The following is a 22,433-nucleotide window of genomic DNA, read 5'->3' on the forward strand; positions in this document are numbered from 1 at the left end:
CATGATCAACGTAGACCTGCAACAACTCATCCAGGCGCTGGACGCCGAAACCCGTCGTGATCTGGAACGTTCCGCCGAGCGTTGCGTGGCCCGTGGCGGCAGCAAGATCCTCGTCGAAGACTTGCTGCTCGGCCTTCTCGAGCGTCCGAACGGCTTGCTGTCGCGTGCCCTGCAGGATGCAGACGTCGACGCCGGTGAACTCAGCGCCGCGCTGCAATCGCGCGTCGAGCACAGTGCATCGCGCAACCCGGTGTTTGCCCCGGAACTGGTTCAGTGGCTGCAAGATGCGCTGCTGGTGGCCAACCTCGAACTCGGTCAGACCCAGGTCGAAGACGCGGCGCTGATCCTCGCCCTGCTGCGCAATCCGATGCGCTACGCCGGCAGCCGTTATCAGCCGCTGCTCGCCAAGCTGAACATCGATCGCCTGAAAGAATTTGCCCTGTCGCAACAGGAGCAACCGGCGGCCAATGGCAAACCGGCCGCGCAGGGCGAATCGCTGTTGCAGCGCTTCACCCACAACCTGACCCAACAGGCCCGCGACGGCAAACTCGACCCGGTGCTGTGCCGTGACGGCGCGATCCGCCAGATGGTCGATATCCTCGCCCGTCGCCGCAAGAACAACCCGATCGTCGTCGGTGAAGCTGGCGTGGGTAAGACGGCTATCGTCGAAGGCCTGGCTTCGCGCATCGCCGCCGGTGAAGTGCCACAAGTGCTCAAAGGCGTTGAGCTGCTGTCGCTGGACATGGGTCTGTTGCAGGCCGGTGCCAGCGTCAAAGGTGAGTTCGAGCGTCGCCTCAAAGGCGTGATCGACGAAGTCAAAGCCTCGCCAAAACCGATCATTCTGTTCATCGACGAAGCCCACACCCTGATCGGTGCGGGCGGCAACGCGGGCGGTTCCGACGCGGCCAACCTGCTGAAACCGGCACTGGCCCGTGGCGAACTGCGCACCATCGCCGCGACCACTTGGGCCGAGTACAAGAAATACTTCGAGAAAGACCCGGCGTTGGCCCGTCGTTTCCAACCGGTGCAATTGCACGAACCGACCGTCAGCGAAGCGGTGACCATCCTCCGTGGTCTGGCCCAGGTTTACGAGAAGAGCCACGGCATCTATCTGCGTGATGACGCGGTGGTCTCGGCGGCTGAACTGTCCGCACGTTATCTGGCCGGTCGGCAACTGCCGGACAAAGCCGTCGATGTGCTCGACACCGCTTGCGCCCGCGTACGCATCAGCCTCGCTGCCGCTCCGGAAAGCCTTGAGCGCCTGCGTGGCGAACTGGCCGAAGGTGGTCGTCAGCGTCAGGCGCTGCGTCGCGATGCCGAGGCCGGTCTGCTGATCGACCACGAAGCGCTGGAGGCACTGGAAGCGCGTCTGGACGAAGCCGAAACTGAAATGGTTGCGCTGGAAACCCTGTGGACTGAGCAAAAGCAACTGGCTGAGCGCCTGCTGGAACTGCGTCAGCAACTGGCCAAGGCCCGTGAAGCCGCCGCCGTCGAGCCGACCGTCAGTGTTGAAGAAGACGCCGAAGGCACCGTGATCGAAACCATCGCTGCCGAGGTCGAGGAAGGCCAAAGCGTCGAAGCGCTGGAAGCCCAGCTCAACGAAACCCACAGCGCCTTGACCGCTGCCCAAGTCAAAGAGCGTCTGGTCAGCTTCGAAGTGTGCCCGCGTCTGGTCGCCGAAGTGATCAGCGCCTGGACCGGCGTGCCATTGGCGCAACTGGCCCGTGAGCACAACGCCAAAGTCGCCAGTTTCGCCACCGACCTGCGCACGCGCATTCGTGGTCAGGAACAGGCTGTGCACGCACTGGATCGCTCGATGCGCGCCACCGCTGCCGGCCTGAACAAACCTGACGCACCGGTTGGCGTGTTCTTGCTGGTCGGCCCGAGCGGCGTCGGTAAAACCGAAACCGCTCTGGCCCTCGCTGACCTGCTGTACGGCGGCGATCGTTTCATCACCACCATCAACATGTCCGAGTTCCAGGAGAAGCACACTGTTTCGCGCCTGATCGGTGCACCGCCAGGCTACGTCGGTTACGGCGAAGGCGGCATGCTCACCGAAGCCGTACGCCAGAAACCGTATTCGGTAGTCCTGCTCGATGAAGTCGAGAAGGCTGACCCGGACGTGCTCAACCTGTTCTACCAAATCTTCGACAAGGGCGTGGCCAACGACGGCGAAGGTCGCGAGATCGACTTCCGCAACACGCTGATCCTGATGACCTCGAACCTCGGTAGCGACAAGATCAGCGACCTCTGCGAAAACGGCGCACGGCCGACCGCTGAAGTCCTCGAAGAAACCATTCGCCCGGTACTCAGCAAGCACTTCAAACCGGCGCTGCTGGCGCGGATGAAAGTGGTGCCGTACTACCCGGTCGGTGGCCCCGTGCTGCGCGAGCTGATCGAGATCAAACTCGGTCGTCTCGGCGAACGCCTGAACCGTCGTCAGCTGGATTTCAGCTGGTGCCAGAGCCTTGTCGATCACCTGTCCGAGCGTTGCACGCAGAGCGAAAGCGGCGCACGTCTGATCGACCATCTGCTCGACCAACACGTGTTGCCGCTGGTGGCTGACCGCTTGCTCGACGCCATGGCCACCGGCGAAAGCCTCAAGCGTGTGCATGCCACGCTCGACGGCGAAGCCAGTGTGACCTGCGAGTTCGCCTGAGGTGGGTGTGATGTTCACTCAGGTGCCGCAGCCATTGGTCTATGCCGAAGCGTTGCTGGCGCAGTTCGCCAGTCTGTCGCGGGCGGCGGACGGTGCTGCGCTGCTGGGTGACTTCGTGCGCGGTCTGGCCGAGCTGAGCGGTTGCGAATTGACGCAGCTGTATTTGCTCGACGCGACCCACACGTGCCTGGGAATGAACGCCGAATGCCTCGACGGCGCGTTGCAACCGCGTGAAGCGGCGAGCCTGCCGGCGGATTACAACGGTGAGCAACTGCTGCAATTCGCCCTGTGCCAGAACCGCGTGGTGTGCCTCGACGACTTGAGTGGCAGCCTGCACGAAACCAGTTTTCTGCCGGCGGCGGCTTCGCCATGGCAGTCGCTGCTGTGTGTGCCGCTGGTCAATCAGCACAAGGCTGTCGAAGGCCTGCTGCTGTGCGCCAGCCGTCGTCGCACCCACCTGCAAGGCTTCGCCGACTCCCTCGGCCAGCTCGGCTCGTTCGTGCTCGGCCAATTGCATTTGCTGCAACGCCTGCGTCAGCCGTTGGCAGAGTCGGCAACGGTTGTGCGCAGCGTGCCGAGCATCAGTGGTTATGGCTTGATCGGCAAAAGCGCGGCGATGCGCCAGACTCATTCGCTGATCAGCAAAGTCCTGCACAGCCCGTACACCGTGCTGTTGCGCGGCGAAACCGGCACCGGCAAGGAAGTCGTCGCCCGGGCGATTCACGACTGCGGCCCGCGCCGTTCCCAGGCGTTCATCGTGCAGAACTGCGCGGCGGTCCCGGAAAACCTGCTGGAAAGCGAGTTGTTCGGCTATCGCAAAGGCGCCTTCACCGGTGCCGACCGCGACCGCGCTGGCCTGTTCGATGCGGCCAATGGCGGCACGCTGTTGCTCGACGAGATCGGCGACATGCCGCTGTCGTTGCAAGCGAAGATTTTGCGCGTGTTGCAGGAAGGCGAGATTCGTCCGCTGGGTTCCAACGACACCCACAAGATCGACGTACGCATCATCGCTGCGACGCACCGCGATCTGTCGACGCTGGTCAGCGAAGGCAAATTCCGCGAGGACTTGTATTACCGCCTCGCGCAATTCCCGATCGAGCTGCCGGCGCTGCGTCAGCGCGACGGCGACATCCTTGAACTGGCCGAGCACTTCGCCGAGAAGACCTGCACGTATCTGCAACGCGATCCGGTGCGCTGGTCGAGCGCGGCGCTGGAACACCTGTCCGGCTACAACTTCCCCGGCAACGTGCGTGAACTCAAGGCCTTGGTCGAGCGCGCAGTGCTGTTGTGCGAAGGCGGCGAGTTGCTCGCCGAGCATTTCTCCCTGCGCATGGAGCCGATGCCGGAAGACAACAGCCACCTCAATCTGCGCGAACGCCTGGAGCAGGTCGAACGCACTTTGTTGCTCGATTGCCTGCGCAAGAACGACGGCAACCAGACCCTCGCCGCCCGCGAGCTCGGGCTGCCGAGGCGCACGCTGCTGTATCGGCTCGGCCGTCTGAATATCAATCTGGGAGATTTCGATGGGTAGGCAAAACATCCTCGATTTTCCCGCAAAACCCCATTTCAGCGCCGCCCGCAAGGGTCGGCGCTTTGTGCTTTGTCTACACCTGGAGACCCTCTGATGTCTGTTCGTCACTGGCACGCTGTCCTGCTGACCCTCGTCGTTCTATGCGGCCTTGGCGGCTGTAGCGGCAATTACAAATTCAACGACAACGACTATCGCCCGTTGGGTGATCCGCAAGCGGTCAATCGCGGCAAGTGACCGCAAGGAGCATCAAACATGGAATTGGTTTTCGAAATGCTGAACACCAAGCAGTTCGTGCCCACCGAGTTGTGCCAGAAGACCTTTAAACAGGCCGGCGGCGTAATCGGGCGAGGCGAGGACTGCGACTGGATCATCCCTGACCGCAAGCGTCACCTGTCCAATCACCACGCGATTGTCAGCTACCGCGAGGGCACGTTTTTCCTCACCGACACCAGCAGCAACGGTGTCCAGGATGGTGACAGCGGCGCACGTCTGCACAAAGGCGAACCGGTGCGTATCGAGCACGGCAGCACCTACGTGCTGGGTGACTTCGAAATTCGCGCGCGCCTGGTGCGCGACCCGGCGACCTTCGACGGTGAAGTCGGCCGTCCGCGCGCTGCCGGCAGCATCATCCCGGACGACGCGTTCCTCGATCTCGACCCGCTCAATGCCCTCGAACAGCAAGAGCGTGTGTACTCGGAAATCGACGAACTGCTGGCGCCGAACACCAAGCCTGAGGATTCCCGTCAGCGTGCCGACTACGCGCGCATCGACATGGAAAGCCTGATGGTGCCGGAGCTGATTGCAGCACCCGCCGAACCCGAGCCCGCTCCGGCACCGAAAGCCGTTGAGCGTCAGAGCGAAGGTTTCTGGGAGCACTTCGGTGCGGCGCTGGGTGTCGACGTCAAAGGCCTCAGCCACGACGAACGCGAAGCCCTGGCGCTGAACGCGGCGCGTTTGCTGCGCCAAAGCATCGGCGGTCTGCAGCAGAGCCTGCGTACCCGCTCGGAGCTGAAAAACGAATTGCGTCTGGCCCAGACCACCGTGCAAGGCACCAACAAGAACCCGCTGAAATTCGCCGTCGATCCGAGCGAAGCGCTGCAGATTCTGTTGCAGCCAAGCAAGCCCGGCCATCTGCCGGCCGAGCAAGCCATCTCCCGCGCGTTCCGCGATCTGCAGGCGCATCAGGTGGCGCTGCTGACTGCCAGCCGCGCCGCAGTGCGCGGTACGCTGGAGCACTTCTCGCCGGAGCAGCTGACCCTGCGTTTCGAACGTGACAACAAGCCGTTGATCGCGACATCGGGCGGGCGCTGGAGAGCGTTCGGCCGCTATCACCAGGCGCTGCGTCAGGACGATGACTGGAGCGAGCGTCTGCTGGCCCGCGACTTCGCCCAGGCTTACGAAGAACAGATCCGCCTGATCTCCACCCTCCACACCGACCACCAAGGATGATGCGCATGTCTCGCCGCTCGACCGCTTTTTTCAAGACGCTGACTGCGCTCACCGTGCTGGTGCTGCTCGCCGGTTGCTCGTCGCTGTCGCCGTACTCGAAAGTGACCAAGATCAACCTGAAGCTGACCGGCAGCGATCAGCTCAACCCGGACCTCAACGGTCGGCCGTCGCCGATCGTCGTGCGCCTGTTCGAACTCAAGCACCCGGTGACCTTCGAGAACGCTGATTTCTTCAGCCTGTACGAACGCGCCAAGGAATCCCTCAACCCGGATCTGGTGGCCAGCGAAGAACTCGAACTGCGCCCGGGTGAAACCGTGGAGATGAAGCTCAAGGTGGAAGAGGGCAGCCTTTATGTGGGCGTTCTCGCCGCTTACCGCGACTTGCCGGACACCCAATGGCGCCACACCGTTCAGATCACTCCGCTGGAAGTCACCGAAGTCGATCTGACTCTGGACCAGACCGGCATCCGCAACACCAATCAAGTGCTCGCCAAGGCGGATGACTGATCATGAATACCCATAAAGTCATTTGGCAGGAAGGCATGCTGCTGCGTCCGCAGCACTTCCAGCACAACGATCGCTATTACGATCACCAGATGAAAACCCGCACGCAATTGTTGGGTGGTTACACCTGGGGTTTCCTCAATCTGGAGATCGACTTGCAGTTCCTCAACATGGGCAAACTGGTGATCAGTGAAGCCTCGGGAATTCTGCCGGACGGCAGCCTGTTCGAACTCGGTGGCAACACCGAGCCGCTGGCGCTGGACGTACCGCCGAACACCGGCAACACACCGATCTACCTGGCGCTGCCACTGGTCACCGGTAACCACATCGAGTCGCGCCGTCCGGAGCAGTCCGATGTGCTCGCGCGTTACACCGCGTACGACGCCGAAGTGGCCGACTCCAACGCCGGCGACGATTCCGCCAGTCAGGTCAGCTGCGGTCGCCCGGACTTCAAACTGTTGCTCGGCGAGCAGCAGAGCGATCAGGCCTACGTGAAGCTGAAGATCTGCGACGTACTCGACACCACGCCCGACGGCGTGATCAGCCTCGACCCGGATTTCGTGCCGACCTACATTCAGGCCCACGCCTCCAGCTATCTGCTGTCGTGCCTGAAAGAAGTCATCAGCATGCTCAGCCACCGTGGCGACACCATCGCCGAGCGCATCCGCTCCAACGGCAAGGTCGGCGGTGCCGAAGTCGGCGACTTCATGATGCTGCAACTGATCAACCGCACCGAGCTGCTGCTGCGTCACTACCTCGGTCTGGAACAGGTACATCCGGAAGAGTTGTACCGCACGCTGCTGACCATGCTCGGCGATCTGGCGACCTTCTCCGGCGAGAGCAAACGCCCGCGTCTGGACAGCCGCTACTCCCACGCCGACCAGGGCGGCAGCTTCCGCAAACTGATGGAAGCGATTCGTCAGGTGCTGTCGATGGTGCTCGAACAGCACGCCATCGAACTGATCCTGCAAGCACGTCAGTACGGCATCATCGTCTCGCCGTTGCACGACCACAAACTGCTCGGCTCGGCGTCGTTCGTGCTGGCAGCCAGTGCCAACTGCGACTCCGAAGAACTGCGCCACCGCTTGCCGGCGCACCTCAAGGTCGGCCCGGTGGAGCGCATCCGCCAACTGGTCAACCTGCACTTGCCGGGGATCAAGGTCAAACCGTTGCCGGTGGCCCCGCGGCAGATTGCGTTCCATTCGAACAAAACCTATTTCATCCTCGAACTCAGTTCCGAAGACCTGGCACAACTCGAGCGCTCCGGCGGTTTCGCGTTCCACGTGTCCGGCGAATTCGCCGAGCTTGAACTGAAATTCTGGGCCATCAGGAACTGACCGACATGATCAAGGAAACGGATTACAACCAGGACGACAAAACCGTCCTGCTCGATCGTCAAGGCCACGGACCGGCATCGAGTCCGCTGACCGACTTCGCCGCACCGCCGCGTTTCGAGCAACTGGAAGAGCGCATGATCTACGCCGCGCGCCTGCGCCCGGCGGAAGCGTTCAACATCAGCCTCAATTCGCTGGTCGCCGCCTCGTCCGAGCTGCTTTCGGAAGTGGTGCGTCTCAAGCACAGCGAAACCCGCGAAGACTTGTACGCACTCAACGAGCGCCTGACTGCCGGGCTGAAATTGTTTGAAGTACGCGCCCTGCATAACGGTGCCGAAAGCAGCCAGGTGATGGCCGCGCGTTACGTGCTTTGCACCGTGGTCGACGAAGCCGTCGTGACCACGCCGTGGGGCAACGAAAGCGAATGGTCGCAGATGAGCCTGCTGAGCAGCTTCCACAACGAAACCTTCGGTGGCGAGAAGTTCTTCCAGTTGCTCGATCGCCTGTCGAAGAACCCGGTCAAGCACCTGCCGATGCTTGAGCTGATGTACCTGTGCCTGTCCCTCGGTTTCGAGGGCAAGTACCGCGTACAGGCGCGCGGCATGCTCGAACTCGAAGGCATCCGTGACGCCTTGTACCGGCAGATCCGTCAGTTGCGTGGCGACGTGCCGCGCGAGTTGTCGCCGCATTGGGAAGGTCTCAACGATCAGCGTCGCAATCTGGTGCGCATCGTGCCGGCGTGGATGGTGGTGTTGTTCACTCTCGTCTGCCTGGTGGTGATGTATTCGGGGTTCGCCTGGGTCTTGGGCGAGCAGCGCGACACCGTTCTGCAACCTTATCAGCCGCTTGATCCGGCCGCGGTGCAACCGCAGTCGCAGCCGTAAACAGGGACGTGTGATGAAAAAGTTTTTCAAGAAAGTCGGCGCCTTCCTGCGCCAGACCTGGGTCTGGACCTTGCTGCTGGTGCTGTTCGTGGCGCTGCTGGTGTGGTTCGTCGGCCCGTTGTTGGCGGTTGATGATTACAAGTTCTGGGAGAGCGCGACCTCGCGTCTGCTGACCATCAGCGTGCTGTTCCTGATCTGGGGCCTGACCATGGTCTTCGTCAGCTGGCGCGCGGGTATCCGCAAGAAAGCCGAGGAAGAAAGCGAGGACGGCCAGGACCGCATTCGTCGCGAAGAGCTGATCGACGAAGAACAGAAAGAGTTGAAGGCGCGCTTCAAAGACGCGCTGAAAACCCTGAAGACCTCGAGCCTGTATCGCGGCCGCAGCGAGCGCTGGCGCAGTGACTTGCCGTGGTACCTGCTGATCGGTCCGCAGGCCTCGGGCAAGACCAGTCTGCTGGACTTTTCCGGTCTGGAATTCCCGATCAACAAGATCGACCGCAAGCTGACCCGCGATACCCTCGGCACCCGCCATTGCGACTGGTACTTCGCCGACCATGGTGTGCTGATCGACACCGCCGGGCGCTACATGACCCAGCCTGACGCGGAAGTCGACGGCAGCGCCTGGACGACACTCCTGGAACTGCTGCGCAAGCGTCGTCGTGGCCGTCCATTGAACGGCGTGCTGGTGACCATTCCGGTGGAAACCCTGCTCGGCGGCAGTGAGCAGGACATCGACACCCTCGCACGTCAGGTTCGCGGCCGTCTGCAAGACGTGCATCAGAAACTGCACGTCGACGTGCCGGTGTATCTGGTCCTGAGCAAGGCTGACAAGCTGCTGGGCTTCGACGAGTTCTTCGATCAACTGACCCGCGAAGAAAGCGATCAAGTGCTCGGCACCAGTTTCCGCAAGGAACAGGTCGGCACTGACGTCGCTGTGCTGCGCAACGAGTTCGAAGAACTGCTGCGTCGTCTCAACAGCCAAGTGATCATGCGCATGCACTCCGAGCGCGACACTCAGCGCCGTGGCCGCATCCTCGACTTCCCGCATCAACTGGGGCAGATCGGCGAGCGCCTGTGCCTGTTCGTCGACATGGCTTTCACTGGCAACCGTTATCAGCGTGCCACGCAATTGCGTGGTTTCTACCTGACCAGCGCGCCGCACCTGACCCAAGAGATGGATGCGACCACCGCCGGCATCGGCGCCAGCCTCGGCATGAGCGCCGGCGTGCTGCCGACCCTGCGCAGCGGTCGTTCGCGGTTCATCCATCACTTGTTCAGCCAAGTGATTTTCCCCGAAGCCGATCTGGCCGGTCTGGACAAGCGTGAACGCAGCCGCATCCATTGGGGCCAGCGTGCGCTGTATGTCGGCGCACTGGCCTCGCTGGCACTGTTTGGCATGCTCTGGGCGGGCGGTTTCTCGGCGAACTACGAGCGTCTGGAAAACCTGCGCAATCTGGCGCAGAACTGGTCGCAGCAACGCACGGCATTGTCGCCGCGTGACGACGCCATGGGTGTACTGAAAACCCTCGACACCAGCTACGCCGCGACCCAGGTGTTCCCGAAGAAGGGCGACGTTTCGTATCACGAGCGTGGCGGTCTGTATCAGGGCGAAGACGTCAATCCAGTGGTCAAAGAGGCTTACGAGCGCGAGCTTGAAAAGCAACTGCTGCCACGGGTTGCAACCATGCTCGAAGGGCAGATCCGCGCCAACATGAAGGACCGCGACCGCCTGCTCAACAGCCTGCGCGCGTACCTGATGTTGAACATGAAAGACCGTCGCGATGCCGCGTGGCTCAAGGACTGGGTCGCCACTGACTGGTCGACGCGCTACACCGGCAACACCGCCGTACAGAATGGTCTGAATGCGCACCTCGATCGCCTGCTGAAGCAGCCGTTTATCTACCCGCTGAACGACCAGTTGGTCACTCAGGCGCGTCAGGTACTGCGCAGCGAATCGTTGGCCACCGTGGTTTACCGCATGCTCCGTGAGCAAGCGCGCAACCTGCCGGACTATCGTTTCAGCCAACACCTCGGCCCACAAGGCTCGCTGTTTATCGGCACCGAATACGTGATCCCGGGCTTCTACACGCAATCCGGTTATCAGCAGTATTTCTCGGTACAGGGTTCGGCGCTGGTCACCGACATCCTGCGTGACAACTGGGTGCTGGGTGAAGGCGCGGGCATCAGCGACATGGACTTGCGTCGCCTGATGGTCGAGCTGGAGCAGCTGTACTTCCGCGACTACGCCAACTACTGGAGTGAAGCCGTCGGCCAGGTTGCATTGCCGCCGATCAGCGACGCCGGTGAAGGCGCCGAGCAACTTGCGGGTCTGACCTCGGCCAACTCGCCGGTGCTGGCATTGCTCACCGAAGTACGCGAGAACACGCGCTTCCAGGCTGCTGCAGACCCTGTCGAAGAAGCTGGCGACGCTGCTGATGCGCTGGCTGGGCAGAAAGGCAAACTGGGTAAGGTTGGCAAACTTGCAGCCGCCGCAGCGGACAAAGCTTCGGCCCTGAACGTGGCGAAGACCCTGCCAGACACCGCGAAGAAATCGCTGCAACGTCGCTTCGAACCGCTGCATCGTTTGCTCGATGACAACAACGGCCCGGCTGCAGATCTGACCCCTGCACTGAGCGCGCTCAACGACCTGCAACTGCAACTGGCCGGTCTGGCCCGTTCCAGCACGCCGGAACAAGCCGCGTTCGAAATGGCGAAAACCCGCATGAGCGGCCAGCGTGATGCGCTGACCAACCTGCGCAATGCGTCTAGCCGTCTGCCGCGTCCGCTCAGCGTGTGGTTCAACGTGCTGGCCGAAGACTCCTGGCGTCTGGTGCTCAACGATGCCTACCAATACCTGAACGGTCGTTATCAGAACGAGCTGTACAGCGTGTATGGCAAAACCATCAGCAAGCGTTACCCGTTCAGCGCCAGCAGCACCAGCGACGTGGCGATCAGCGATTTCCGCGAGTTCTTCCGCGCTCAAGGCACCGTCGACCGCTTCTTCGACAGCTACCTGCGTCCGTTCGTCAGCGGTGATCCGGGTAACTACCGGATGCGCAGCGTCGACGGTCACAGCCTGCCGGTATCGAAGATGTATCTCGACCAGATGGCGGCGGCGCTGACGATTCGTCAGAGCTTCTTCTCGATCAACCCGGCCGAGCCGACCGTGCAGTTCAAGCTTGAGCCGTACACCCTCGATCCGGCGGTCAGCCGTTCCGAGTTCAAGTTCGGCGACAAGACCATGGAATACCGCCACGGTCCGATCCTGCCAATGTCGTTCAAATGGCCGACCGATGCTGAAGACGGTCGCACCAGTCTGGTCATGGACAAAATGGCCGGTCGTCCGATCGGTATCGAGAAGAACTCCGGCCCATGGTCGCTGTTCCGTCTGTTCGACCTGATGCAGACCGAGTACCTGACCGGTCGCGACGTGCTGGTGCTCAAAGCCGACGTAGGTGGCCTGCGCGCCAACTACCTGCTGACCAGCCAGCGCACACCGAACCCGTTCGACATGGGCGTGCTGCGCACCTTCCGTATGCCGGTGCAGCTCTGATGCTGGTGGCCAGTGCCTGGCGCAGCGCGGCGCGTACCGACCCGGGCAAGGTGCGGGCGCGCAACGAAGATGCCTTCCTCGACTCGCCACAGCAGGGGCTGTGGGTGGTCGCGGACGGCATGGGCGGTCATCAGGGGGGCGACATCGCCAGCCAGTTGATCGTCGCCAGCCTGGCTGAACTGCCGCAACACGAAGACTTCGACGAACGCCTCAAAGCCATTCGCCAGTGCCTGCACTGGCTGAACCGGCGTTTGGGGCAGGAGTTGACCGTCACCGCCGGCCGTCACGACAGCATCATGGGCAGCACCGTTGTGGCGCTGCTGGTGGAAGGCAATCGCGCGGCCTGCATCTGGGCCGGCGACAGCCGTTGCTACATGTGGCGCGGGCAGCGGCTGTATCAGCTGTCCAAGGATCATTCGTTGCAGCAGCAATTGATCGACGAACAGCAAATGAGCGTCGAACAAGCGGCAGCGCACCCAGCGGCTCAGGCCTTGACCCGAGCTGTTGGCGCGGCCGAAACACTGACCCTGGATGTACTGGAACTCGAGGTCTATCCGGGCGATGCGTTTTTGCTCTGCAGCGATGGTTTGTATCAAGGCCTGAGCAGCGATGCCCTCGGCAACGCCCTCAGCCTCAGCGCGCCGCACGTGGCGCTGGAACGTTTGTTCGACGGCGCCCTGCGTGGCGCCGCGCGCGACAACCTGACAGCCGTGGTGATCCGCCAATGACCAAAATCGAATCACCCATCGATGACTTGCTGATGAGCGAAGAACAGGCCAACAACCTGACCTACTTCGCCTTCGCCAAGGAAAACAAAGCAGAGCCGTTGCTGGCGCCGACCAAGGCCAGCATCGGAGCACTGCCGGATGTACTCGCCGGTCGCTACCACCTCGAGCGTCTGCTCGGGGCCGGTGGCATGGGCGCCGTTTACCGGGCGCGGGATCTGCTGCACGAACAGTTCGGCGATCCCGACCCTTACATCGCGCTGAAAATCCTCAGCGAAGAATTTGCCGAATCGCCGGACGCCAGTGCCTTGCTCTACAGCGAGTTCGCCCTGACCCGACGCCTGCGCCACGACAACGTCGTGCGTGCACACACCTTTGAAGTCGACACCGACTGCCAGCGGGCCTTCATCACCATGGAATACATGCGTGGCCTGACCCTGGACAAATTGCTCTGCGAGCGGCCCCTCGGCCTGCCGTGGCAAGAACTGCGCGACATCGTCCTGCCGCTGCTCGACACGCTGGCCTACGCCCACGGTCGCGGCGTGCTGCACGGTGACATGAAACCGAGCAACGTCATGCTCAGCGAAGATGGCTTGCGCTTGTTCGACTTCGGTCTCGGTCAGGCAGAGGAGGGCGTGTTGCCCGGCCTGCCGCACCTGAGCCGCGAACGCTTCAACGCCTGGACCCCGGGCTACGCCGCCCCCGAACTGCTTGAGGGCCAACCATTGTCGGCCAGCGCGGACGTGTACGGCGTGGCCTGCGTGATCTATGAACTGGCGGGCGGTAAACACCCGTTCCGCCGCTTGCCCTCGACCCAGGCCCGCGACGAGCACCTGGAGCTTGAGCTGCAAGCCCCGGCGAATTTACCGAAACACGGCTGGCCAGCGCTGCGAACCGCGCTGAGCTTCGACCCGGCAGAACGCACCATCACTGCCCAACAATTGCGTGACGCCTTGGGCGCCACTTCGTCCTGGCTGCAACGGTTGCGACTTCGGGCGTAACGGATGACATTCGAACAGGGAGCACTTTATGTTCAACCCAGCTAACGAAACCCACTTCAGCCTCAAGGTCGAAGACTACGTCGGCGACCTGCAAGTACTGTCGTTCACCGGCACCGAAGGCATCAGCCAGCCGTATCGCTTCGACCTCGAACTGGTCAGCGAAAACCCTGACCTGGACCTCGAACAACTGCTGCACAAGCAAGCCTTTCTCGCATTCGATCCACAAGGCTCAGGCATTCACGGCCAGATCTACCGCGTCGCCCAAGGTGATGCCGGCAAGCGCCTGACCCGCTACAAAGTGTCGATGGTGCCGCAACTGCAATACCTGCATCACCGCACTAACCAGCGCATTTACCAACAGATGTCGGCGCCGAAAATCATCGCGCTGATCCTCGACGAACACGGGATCAAGGGCAACGCCTACAGCTTCCAGCTCAGCCAGCCGTGCCCGGATCGCGACTACTGCGTGCAGTACGACGAAACCGACCTGCACTTCGTCCAGCGTCTGTGCGAAGAGGAAGGTATTCACTACCACTTCCAGCACAGCGAAAAAGGCCACCTGCTGGTGTTCGGCGACGATCAGACCGTGTTCCCCGACCTCGGCCAGCCGACCGCGTACGTGCAAGGCAGCGGCATGGTCGCCGAAGAACCGGTGATCAAAGGCTTCAAACTGCGCCTCGAAACCCGCACCAGCCGCACCACGCGCCGCGACTACGACTTCGAAAAACCGCGCCTGCAAATGGAAGCGGCGTACAAACCTGAAGGCGAGAGCACCGAGCCGGATCTGGAAGACTACGACTACCCCGGCCGCTTCATCGACCGCGCGCGCGGCAAGTTCCTCAGCCAGCGCGCCCTCGAACGCCACCGCGCCGACTACCGCCAGGCCGAAGGCCGCGGCGACCAGACCAAACTGGTCAGCGGCCACTTCATGGCCATGTCCGACCACCCGCGCAGCGAGTGGAACGACCTGTGGCTGCTCACCGAAATCTTCCACGAAGGCAAACAGCCGCAAGTCCTCGAAGAAGGCGTGACCAGCGACACCACCGACAACAAGGACGACTTCCACCAGGGCTACCGCAACACCTTCCTCGCCACCCCGTGGGACGTGTTCTACCGCCCGGCCCTCGAACACCCGAAACCACGCGTACTCGGCAGCCAGACCGCCATGGTCACCGGCCCCAAAGGCGAAGAAATCCACTGCGACCAGTACGGCCGCATCAAAGTCCAGTTCCACTGGGACCGCGAAGGCCAGGCCGACGACAAAACCAGCTGCTGGCTGCGCGTCTCCAGCTCCTGGGCCGGCGACCGCTACGGTGCGATCAGCATCCCGCGCATCGGCATGGAAGTCCTCGTCACCTTCCTCGAAGGCGACCCCGACCAACCGCTGGTGACCGGCTGCCTGTACCACAAGGAAAACCCGGTGCCGTACGCCTTGCCGGCGAACAAGACTCGCAGCGTGTTCAAAACGCTTAGCTCGCCGGGGGGCGGTGGCTATAACGAGCTGCGCATTGAAGACAAGAAAGGTGCAGAGCAGATCTACATCCATGCGCAGCGCGATTGGGATGAAAACGTTGAGCACGACCAGAAGATTCGGGTCGGCAATGAACGTCACGACACGGTGGTGAAGAACACCTACACCGAGCTGAAGGCTGAGGAACACCGCACCACGATTGCCGACCGCAAGATTGAAGCGAAGCTGGATGATCACCTGACGATTGGGCAGAACCAGCATGTGAAGCTGGGGACTGCGCAATTGACCAGTGTGGGGAAAGAGATTCATCTCAAGGCTGGGGACAAGATTGTTATCGAGGCGGGGACGGAGCTGACCATTCTTGGGGGTGGGAGCTTTATCAAGCTTGATGGGGGTGGGGTTACGGTGGTTGGGCCGGTGATCAAGATCAATGCGGGGGGCTCGGCTGGCTCCGGCACCGGGATCGGGATTAAACCGCCGGTGCTGCCGGGGGCGGCGGATAAGGATAAGGCGGGGAGTTTGATGGATCAGGCGTTGGCGAATGCACCAGAAGAGCCAAAACCTAAAACAAAGTACCTGTTATCGCTGTGACGTCAGCGCTCAATGGATTTGAAGAATTTATTAAATATGGATCACACCTATGTTGATTAGCCCTCCATTTCTTCCAGCTCCGACGGCCGGAGAGACTGACGAAGCGTATTTGAATCGAGCAATGCTGTGCGGAGAGCCGGGTGATGGCTTTTTCCCGATTAGCTTTGATTTGAACTGGCATGGTGGTACTCACCTGAAAGCGCCTAAAGAGGCTGGGCGTGCCCTGCCGGTACGCGCGATTGCGGATGGAACGCTGGCCTACTTTCGCGAGCCAGCACCTGTGGACACCAGTGAAGATGCTCCTCTGAATTACAGCGGTTGGACGGACAATGGTTGCATTGTTCTTCGGCACGAAACCGAGATTGGGGAGGGTGCAAGTTCGAAGGTGGTTTTCTTCTCAATCTATATGCATCTTTCAAAAATAACGGTGAAAGATCCGAAAAAGGGAATGCAGGTTTATCGTAAGGAAGCGATTGGTGAAGCAGGGCAAATCTACGGCGCTGGAAATAAAATTCATTTTGAAATTATTGCAGATGATATCCACGTTAAGAATCTTATAGGTCGGACCGACAGAGAGCTGTCATATCAAACGATACCTGGACGAAAAGATAGTTGCTGGGGTGATATGTATTTTTATTTGCCTCCAGAAGTCATAGGTTATTCAGATCGACCTGGTTTATGGGCAGATACGAATAATAAGTCGAGTTGTGTGCGTCGTCCCGCAGAGGATCTGTTTGTACGTATGAGTTATAGCCAAGGGCAATGCATACTGAGAACGTACACACTCGATGGTGAATGCATCGGTGAGCAAAAAGAAGAAAAAGATTTCGAGTACGACCTCTATAAAAAAGCAATGGCTCGTTTTGCTGATTGCCCAAGTGCAGGCTATGAGTTACTTCGTTTTGGTCGTGTTCTTGGGCCTGATCAGCTAGTGCCGGCTAACGCCGCACATTGGCGTAAGGTTGCATTCCCTGACGGTGTGGGATGGTTTAATTTAAATAGCAGTACTGTTACTTGTTTTAGTGATGCCGATTTCCCTCAGTGGCAGGGTTGGAAACTAATCGACGACGATACCGATGAAGACAGTCATTGTCAGTCACCGTATTTACGTAAGTTGTTAAAACTGGATGAGGATCCGTTGTTCCCTCCATCCAAAGGTATTTTCGAAGCATCCAAGTCTCCTGACTTAAAATACACTCCCGCTAAACCTGAGGAGGAACATGTTTTAAGCAAAAGTTATCGTATTAAAAAGAATAATCAAGAGATTATTGAAAAAGATAGCTCCAAGCGGAAACTTAAGAGGTGCATATTCAAGTTTCCAAGCGAATGGGGCAAGAGTGATTTTGAAGTCCGCTACGGATGGTTGTTGCAGGATTCAGAATTAGGGCCTCCGATGCCAAAGGGAGATTACGAGAAGCTTAAGGCTCACCAAGAAGCCATGGCTTTCTGGGAAGAGGCAGGATTGACGGGAATCGGGTCAAAACACTGGCATTTTCCACCTAAGGAATTTGTGGAGGCTTTCGGTAAGTGCCTGTGGTTAAGTGATAATGAGTTGGTGCAATGTATCCCTCGATCTTTTATTGAAGAGGACCATAAAAGTAAAATTCTAGCTCGATCAAGTATTACTTATGTAAATGCTTTTGCAAGGGCTTCGCTTATAAAAGTCTCGCTCAATAAAGTGATGCGGAAATATTTAATTGTTACCGGGCAGCGTGTGAGTCAGTTTGTAGCGAACGGGCTTGCTGAGTCAGGATACTTTTCAAAGTTTGCAGAAGATGGGGCGGGAAAAGGAAAGCCATATGGTGATTGGTATGGGCGGGGTATTATTCAGATAACTCATAAGGATGCTTATATAAAGTACTTCAAGCATAGAGGGCGGCAGACTAATAATGAAGCTCAGAATGTAGTTTGGAGAGATAAAGTTGGAGTGGAGTCGTATGATAGAGCCGAAAGTGCGGGATTTTGGTGGGCGGATAACGGTGCTAATAGAACAAGTGATCCAGTTGCCGATAATAAGAAATTGCAGCTTGATGTGTGCAACGATTATGATTGGAAAGCAAAAAAATGTAATAGCGCACTAAGTACTGAAACGCGGTTTAGCAATCCGACACTAGACCGAGTTGGGCTACATATCAATGCTGGAAGTCCTACATCGACAAAAAAAATGAACGGACTTCCCGCGCGCAGAGACGTTTTTACTAATGTTCAAGCTGTAGTTATGAATCTATTATATGAAAACGCTGATGCTGGAGAAGAGTTGTTGCCAATGCCATCATTTGTAAAAAGGCAGAAAAAATGAATAAATTTATTTTTTTGTATCTGTTAAGTTCGTTTTTGTTTGTGCATGCTAGTGATAGCGTAGTTGTGCAAAGTAAAGGTTGTGTCATGGAGGTAAATGAATCTCCTGGTGTTTTGTTTTTCAAGACTGATGATGATATTTCATTTGTTAAGTACAAATATAAAGATGGTAGAACAGAAAATGTACAGATGAACTGCGTAGCGATGAGTTTTCCAGACGCGGTAGCTAGCGGCTTTGTACAGGAGGCCGACGGATTGAAGATTGGTACGGGAATGCAGCCGCTGTCAAAGGCTAGTCGTGTTTCTGGGGTTAATTGGTCCGGCTGGGAAGGAATATATTATTCTAACTCATACTGCTTTACTGCCGTATTGGAGGCTGGCACTGATCATGTTTTTATGATAGAGGCCTGTGGCGACGAAGAAGATGTTAAAACTACCAGAAAGCGTATGTTGTCGTTACTTAAAGGCTCAAAAACTTATCATGTTGAATATGAAGGTGGATAGGTAATGAGTGATACAGGGGCAGACTACGTTTTAGTGTTGGACAGTGAATCATGGTCTATCCCTATTTTTGCTTTTGGATTATTTTTAATGTCGGTTTTTTCGATGGCTCAGTCACAGCCTTCAAATATATGTGGAGTTTCAATCCCAGATATCCCAGGTTTTAAATTGAACGTTAAACTTGAAGATGGTATTTGCTATGGAGAACTGGTCTCGAACGTAAGCTTAAGGCCAGATATTTTGACAGAGGAGAATGTTTTTTTAATTGAGCCTGTGGAGTTTGAGAAAAGCCTGGCTGCATCTGGCCGCTTTGATAGCAATGGTAAATATAAATACAGCTATGCTGCTGATGACGCTTTGCAACAAGGGTCAGAAACGGGAGAGGTGGATCTTGCTCATTCGTCAGCGTCGGGCTCCGCCGCAGTCAGAGTATTAATGTCCCCTTTTATGCTTTGGGACTCTGAAAAAGACAGAGCTGCAGCTGAGAGTAAGTACTCGGTGAGAAAAAAGGGGCTGTGGTTCGACTGTTTCTATGGGTTAAAAGGCGTGAAAGATGCAACTGTCAAGTTTTCTGCATGTGTGCCTAGGTCGAACCTGAAAAGTGATCCTAAGTTATCTGATATTAGATCTTCATTTGAGGCTATGACACCGAGCAAAAATTAGTAGATACAGGGGGGTAGGGGGACGAACTGTCAATTTAATCCGTCCCCCTCGTTCCGTTTACGTTTTCGCTTCCTGCCGCGCCGCTATCAACTCTTCCAGATGATCCAACGCACGTTCCACCATGAGCTGCGCACCATCGGCAATTCGACTCAGTGCCAATGCCACCGAGCGGTTTGAGCCTTCGACATCGTCGGCTAATTTGGCAGCGATGGCGCTGATGGACAGCATGTCTTCGGAGGCGTTGGCCAGGAGGGCTTCCGAGTCGATGTCATTGGCGACGGTGAAGAGTATGCCTTTGCGGCGTTTGGACTGTTTGTCGTTGGGGGGCGGGAAGTAGTGGGCGAAGGCGCGGTCGGCGGCTTCTTTGTCGAGCGTCGCAGTGTCGAGGGATTCTTCGGCGGGGGCACCAGTACTTTCTGGCGGGTTGGGCGTTACTTTGAACATGGGCGTATCTCCGTCTGTAGGTAAGGAGCCACCACCGTTCGCTTGCACGCAAATAAGGTGGCAGCTGTGCGCAGGTGTGCAAGACCGGGCAGACGGACCCGGCAGATCGCTCTCGAAAGAAGGATCTCCCACGCACAGCCGCCATAGAGTCGATACCGCGAGCAGGGATATGCCTGATCAGCGACCAATGACGTTGCGCGTCGTCTTTTACCCGGACTTGCACGTCCGTGTCACCGTTTTTTGCGGTGACAAATCAAGGTTAGCGGCGAACGGAGAGGTCGGATAGTTCATGGATGGCTCGGTGTCTTGCGGGAAATGTCCGACAAACATGACATCCGTTTAGCAGAAGATCGGAGGATCGTAAGTTCTGTTTAAGCGTTTGCGTCAGAAAGTGGAAGGGTCTTACAGCAGGACACCTGTATCTGATTCTGAGGTTGAGTGGGTCAAATTCAGATCGTGTGAATTGCAGACTTTTATAGTTTTTCAAGGAAACCAGGGAATGAAGATTTTCAGATTCGGCGTCGTTTTTTTACTGTCCTTGCTATCGTCCCTCGCCCATGCGGAAGGCACGATGATCGCAACGGTGCTTCAGGCGGATTTTTCCAAAGATCCGGAAATACGACTGCTCGTGAGGGTTGTAGACGTAGGATGGGGGCCGGATGCTCCGTCCATGGCCCTTCGTAAAGATTGTCTGGCGAGGGTGAAATCGTCTGACCGTCCCGGCCCGGATCCTTGCTTTTCGATTGAAATAACCGAGAGCAAAAAGCAACGCGCCATTGTTCGACAAACGCTGCTGAATGATCCTCAGCGCTCAAGTGACCCGATCTATCTGGAAATTGTTTACCAATCGGAAGTCAGCGAGAGCGATCCGACCAATCACTATGGGCGGTCTGCCCGGCTGAAAATTGAAGAGAACGGTTTCTACAATTGGAACAACGAAACCAAGCAGGCATTGGCGGACGTTGTGTGGCCAACTTTGCCGAGTGGGACGCTTGATCTGGTCGTGACGGATACGGATGCACTGCTCAACCTGGTTTACCGGGAGCGCATGGAGCGGTTGGACGAAAAAGCACAGAAAGAGCTGAGAGAAACCCAAAGAGCCTGGATGAAGTTTCGCGATGCGGAGTGCTTGCCTGAGGCGAAATCGTATAAATCGGTGTTTGGGGAATGGTCGAACTCCTGCTTGATCCGCGCGACGATAGAGCGAGCGCGTCAATTGGCTATGGCTCCGGACAACAAGAGCAAGCAGTGAAATAGAGCGTTTGAAGGTCACGGGGACTTATCAATTTATGACTCAAGGCTCGCAGATCGTCTCGATGTCTTACACAAAGCAGTCCAACGGCAAGGTGTACAGCTTCAGAATCAACACTAGCATCGACTCCTCTCCAGAGTCCGGATGCAAGTGGGAGTAAGGGCGAGCAAATGCAGTTAAAAATTCTGGCTGTATTACTGCTCGGGCTGATGTGGACGATCCCGGGGGGTGGCCGAAGCCACTACGTTCAGTCCAGCCAAAGGCGTCGATGCAACGGTGGTTCTCGAAGGCTCGACGCTTGTGAGAGGGGACGGATTTATTTGTTGCGCCAAAATTATTTGATTTTGAGGCGGAGCGTAAACGTATCCGTTTCGATGGTGGGAAAATTTCTTTGATGGCTGATTCAATGAAAAATTTACATTCGCTCCCTTGCTTTTTATCGTTAACCTTTTTGCTATTCAGTTCGGTCGCATTTTCTGCGAGTTTCGACTGTGGCAAAGCTTCGACGGAAGTAGAGAGGAAAATTTGTCGTTCTCCTTCCTTGTCCGCAATGGATGAAAAGCTAAGTGAAGTCTTCAAGTCGATAAAAAGTCGGCGGGTTTTTCAATTAATCGAAAGTGACTGGCTTGAGTCGGAGCGTAATTCTTGTGAGTCAGTAGAGTGTTTAGAGGAAGCTTATGTTCAGCAGATAAGCTTTCTCACACCGGTTTCTATTGCGCCTAGACCAACTCAGAAAGATATTAAGTTAATGTTGGGTGATAAGCCGTACACACAGTTTGAGCGCTCATGGAAGGTCATTGATTTAGCATGGCTTCCCAATGAAAAAGGGGCTGTCGAACGATTTTTGATCTCCGCTGAAACAACTTCAGGCATGTTGCATGTCATCGTGTTTGAAGGGCATTTTGATGCGGCAATGATTGCGTACCGGGGTAATCTATATGAGTACGTTGATCGCAACGACAGGCCAATATTGCACACGATTGCGAAAGATATCGGTTTTGACGGTGCTTTGAGTTTGGGTTCAAACGACGAAGGGAAAAGATTCGCGGGAATCTTGGATGGGGCGTTTTACTATCGACAGCAGCTCTCCAAGAATCAGCTGCGGGGGATGGTTTATAAGCTCGGTTCAAAATCTCCGCCATTGGAAAGCAGTTTGCTGTTCCAGCAGTGGCCAAATACTGATGAAAATGCTGTTAGTGGTTTGACATTCGGTTGGGGTGGTGATTATGGAAAATTGCAAGCGTACTACTCGCACACCTCAGGGTATGAAACGATAGCGCAGGCTGGTCGGCCCGAGGCCGGTTGGAATATATATGCTCCGATTTGGAGCAAGTCACGGCCGACGTTTTATTTCAAGAACGGTGATGAAACTATTTGGCGTGCCAATGTTGCGGATAAGACGTTAACAAAAATTGCGAAGGCTAGTGATGAAGGAATGATCCAGAATCCTACCCCTGTCGATATTAATGGGCGCGAAGCTGTCGTTTATCTGAATGGATCTACTCTGAAAATGGCTATCTCCCTTGAAGAATAGGCACGACTTAAAAATACACTTTCGCAAAATATTGTTGGAA

17 protein-coding genes are annotated in these 22,433 nt (G+C 57.4%); 16 read left to right on the forward strand and 1 reads right to left on the reverse strand.

The window, feature by feature from the left end; translation table 11 throughout:
• Nucleotide 1: 1 nt before the first annotated feature.
• The 14 genes from tssH (at nt 2) to M9827_RS12340 (ending at nt 19,163) form a co-directional block, all read left to right on the forward strand.
• The gene (gene tssH / locus M9827_RS12275) at nt 2–2,659 is read left to right on the forward strand and encodes a type VI secretion system ATPase TssH (RefSeq protein ID WP_250605643.1); all 2,658 of its coding nucleotides are present in this window, start codon (nt 2–4) and stop codon (nt 2,657–2,659) included.
• 10 nt (nt 2,660–2,669) lie between these two features.
• Nucleotides 2,670–4,190 carry a sigma-54 interaction domain-containing protein gene (locus tag M9827_RS12280; protein WP_250605644.1) on the forward strand — a complete coding sequence of 507 codons (1,521 nt, stop codon included), beginning with the start codon at nt 2,670–2,672 and terminating at the stop codon, nt 4,188–4,190.
• Between the two features lie 93 nt (nt 4,191–4,283).
• On the forward strand, nt 4,284–4,424 hold the full coding sequence (locus M9827_RS12285) for a hypothetical protein (RefSeq protein WP_003229566.1): 141 nt from the start codon (nt 4,284–4,286) through the stop codon (nt 4,422–4,424).
• 18 nt (nt 4,425–4,442) lie between these two features.
• Nucleotides 4,443–5,639, forward strand: coding sequence for a type VI secretion system-associated FHA domain protein TagH (gene tagH / locus M9827_RS12290; RefSeq protein WP_250605645.1), 1,197 nt, complete (start codon nt 4,443–4,445; stop codon nt 5,637–5,639).
• Nucleotides 5,640–5,644: 5 nt separating this feature from the next.
• Entirely contained in the window at nt 5,645–6,145 is a 501-nt protein-coding gene (tssJ, locus tag M9827_RS12295) for a type VI secretion system lipoprotein TssJ (protein WP_007920299.1), read from the forward strand.
• 2 nt (nt 6,146–6,147) lie between these two features.
• Nucleotides 6,148–7,479, forward strand: a complete 1,332-nt coding sequence (gene tssK, locus M9827_RS12300; protein ID WP_064389585.1) for a type VI secretion system baseplate subunit TssK — start codon at nt 6,148–6,150, stop codon at nt 7,477–7,479.
• A 5-nt stretch (nt 7,480–7,484) separates the two neighbouring features.
• On the forward strand, nt 7,485–8,360 hold the full coding sequence (gene icmH, locus M9827_RS12305) for a type IVB secretion system protein IcmH/DotU (protein ID WP_007920301.1): 876 nt from the start codon (nt 7,485–7,487) through the stop codon (nt 8,358–8,360).
• Nucleotides 8,361–8,373: 13 nt separating this feature from the next.
• Nucleotides 8,374–11,913: a type VI secretion system membrane subunit TssM gene (gene tssM / locus M9827_RS12310; RefSeq protein WP_250605646.1), complete on the forward strand. Its 3,540-nt coding sequence runs from the start codon at nt 8,374–8,376 to the stop codon at nt 11,911–11,913.
• Complete coding sequence (locus M9827_RS12315; RefSeq protein WP_007920303.1) at nt 11,913–12,641, forward strand: PP2C family protein-serine/threonine phosphatase; 729 nt, start codon at nt 11,913–11,915, stop codon at nt 12,639–12,641. Before tssM ends, M9827_RS12315 begins: the two co-directional genes overlap by 1 nt.
• The gene (locus M9827_RS12320) at nt 12,638–13,639 is read left to right on the forward strand and encodes a serine/threonine-protein kinase (RefSeq protein WP_250605647.1); all 1,002 of its coding nucleotides are present in this window, start codon (nt 12,638–12,640) and stop codon (nt 13,637–13,639) included. The genes M9827_RS12315 and M9827_RS12320 overlap by 4 nt, the downstream gene beginning before the upstream one ends.
• A 28-nt stretch (nt 13,640–13,667) precedes the next feature.
• Nucleotides 13,668–15,701 (forward strand): type VI secretion system Vgr family protein, encoded by a 2,034-nt coding sequence (locus tag M9827_RS12325; protein ID WP_250605648.1) that lies wholly within the window; start codon nt 13,668–13,670, stop codon nt 15,699–15,701.
• Between the two features lie 49 nt (nt 15,702–15,750).
• On the forward strand, nt 15,751–18,000 hold the full coding sequence (locus M9827_RS12330; protein WP_250605649.1) for a M23 family metallopeptidase: 2,250 nt from the start codon (nt 15,751–15,753) through the stop codon (nt 17,998–18,000).
• On the forward strand, nt 17,997–18,503 hold the full coding sequence (locus tag M9827_RS12335; RefSeq protein WP_250605650.1) for a hypothetical protein: 507 nt from the start codon (nt 17,997–17,999) through the stop codon (nt 18,501–18,503). The genes M9827_RS12330 and M9827_RS12335 overlap by 4 nt, the downstream gene beginning before the upstream one ends.
• A gap of 3 nt (nt 18,504–18,506) precedes the next feature.
• Nucleotides 18,507–19,163 (forward strand): hypothetical protein, encoded by a 657-nt coding sequence (locus M9827_RS12340; protein WP_250605651.1) that lies wholly within the window; start codon nt 18,507–18,509, stop codon nt 19,161–19,163.
• A gap of 57 nt (nt 19,164–19,220) precedes the next feature.
• Here M9827_RS12340 and M9827_RS12345 read toward each other — a convergent pair whose 3' ends face one another.
• Nucleotides 19,221–19,607: a DUF6124 family protein gene (locus M9827_RS12345; RefSeq protein ID WP_250605652.1), complete on the reverse strand. Its 387-nt coding sequence runs from the start codon at nt 19,605–19,607 to the stop codon at nt 19,221–19,223.
• Between the two features lie 499 nt (nt 19,608–20,106).
• On the opposite strand from M9827_RS12345, the gene M9827_RS12350 reads away from it, so the two are divergent.
• Entirely contained in the window at nt 20,107–20,859 is a 753-nt protein-coding gene (locus tag M9827_RS12350; RefSeq protein WP_250605653.1) for a lysozyme inhibitor LprI family protein, read from the forward strand.
• Nucleotides 20,860–21,253: 394 nt separating this feature from the next.
• A complete protein-coding gene (locus M9827_RS12355) occupies nt 21,254–22,393 on the forward strand; it encodes a lysozyme inhibitor LprI family protein (RefSeq protein ID WP_250605654.1) in 1,140 nt (379 codons plus the stop codon).
• Nucleotides 22,394–22,433: the final 40 nt, after the last annotated feature.

The sequence above is a fragment of the Pseudomonas sp. AKS31 genome (assembly GCF_023634765.1).
Classification (GTDB): Bacteria; Pseudomonadota; Gammaproteobacteria; order Pseudomonadales; family Pseudomonadaceae; genus Aquipseudomonas.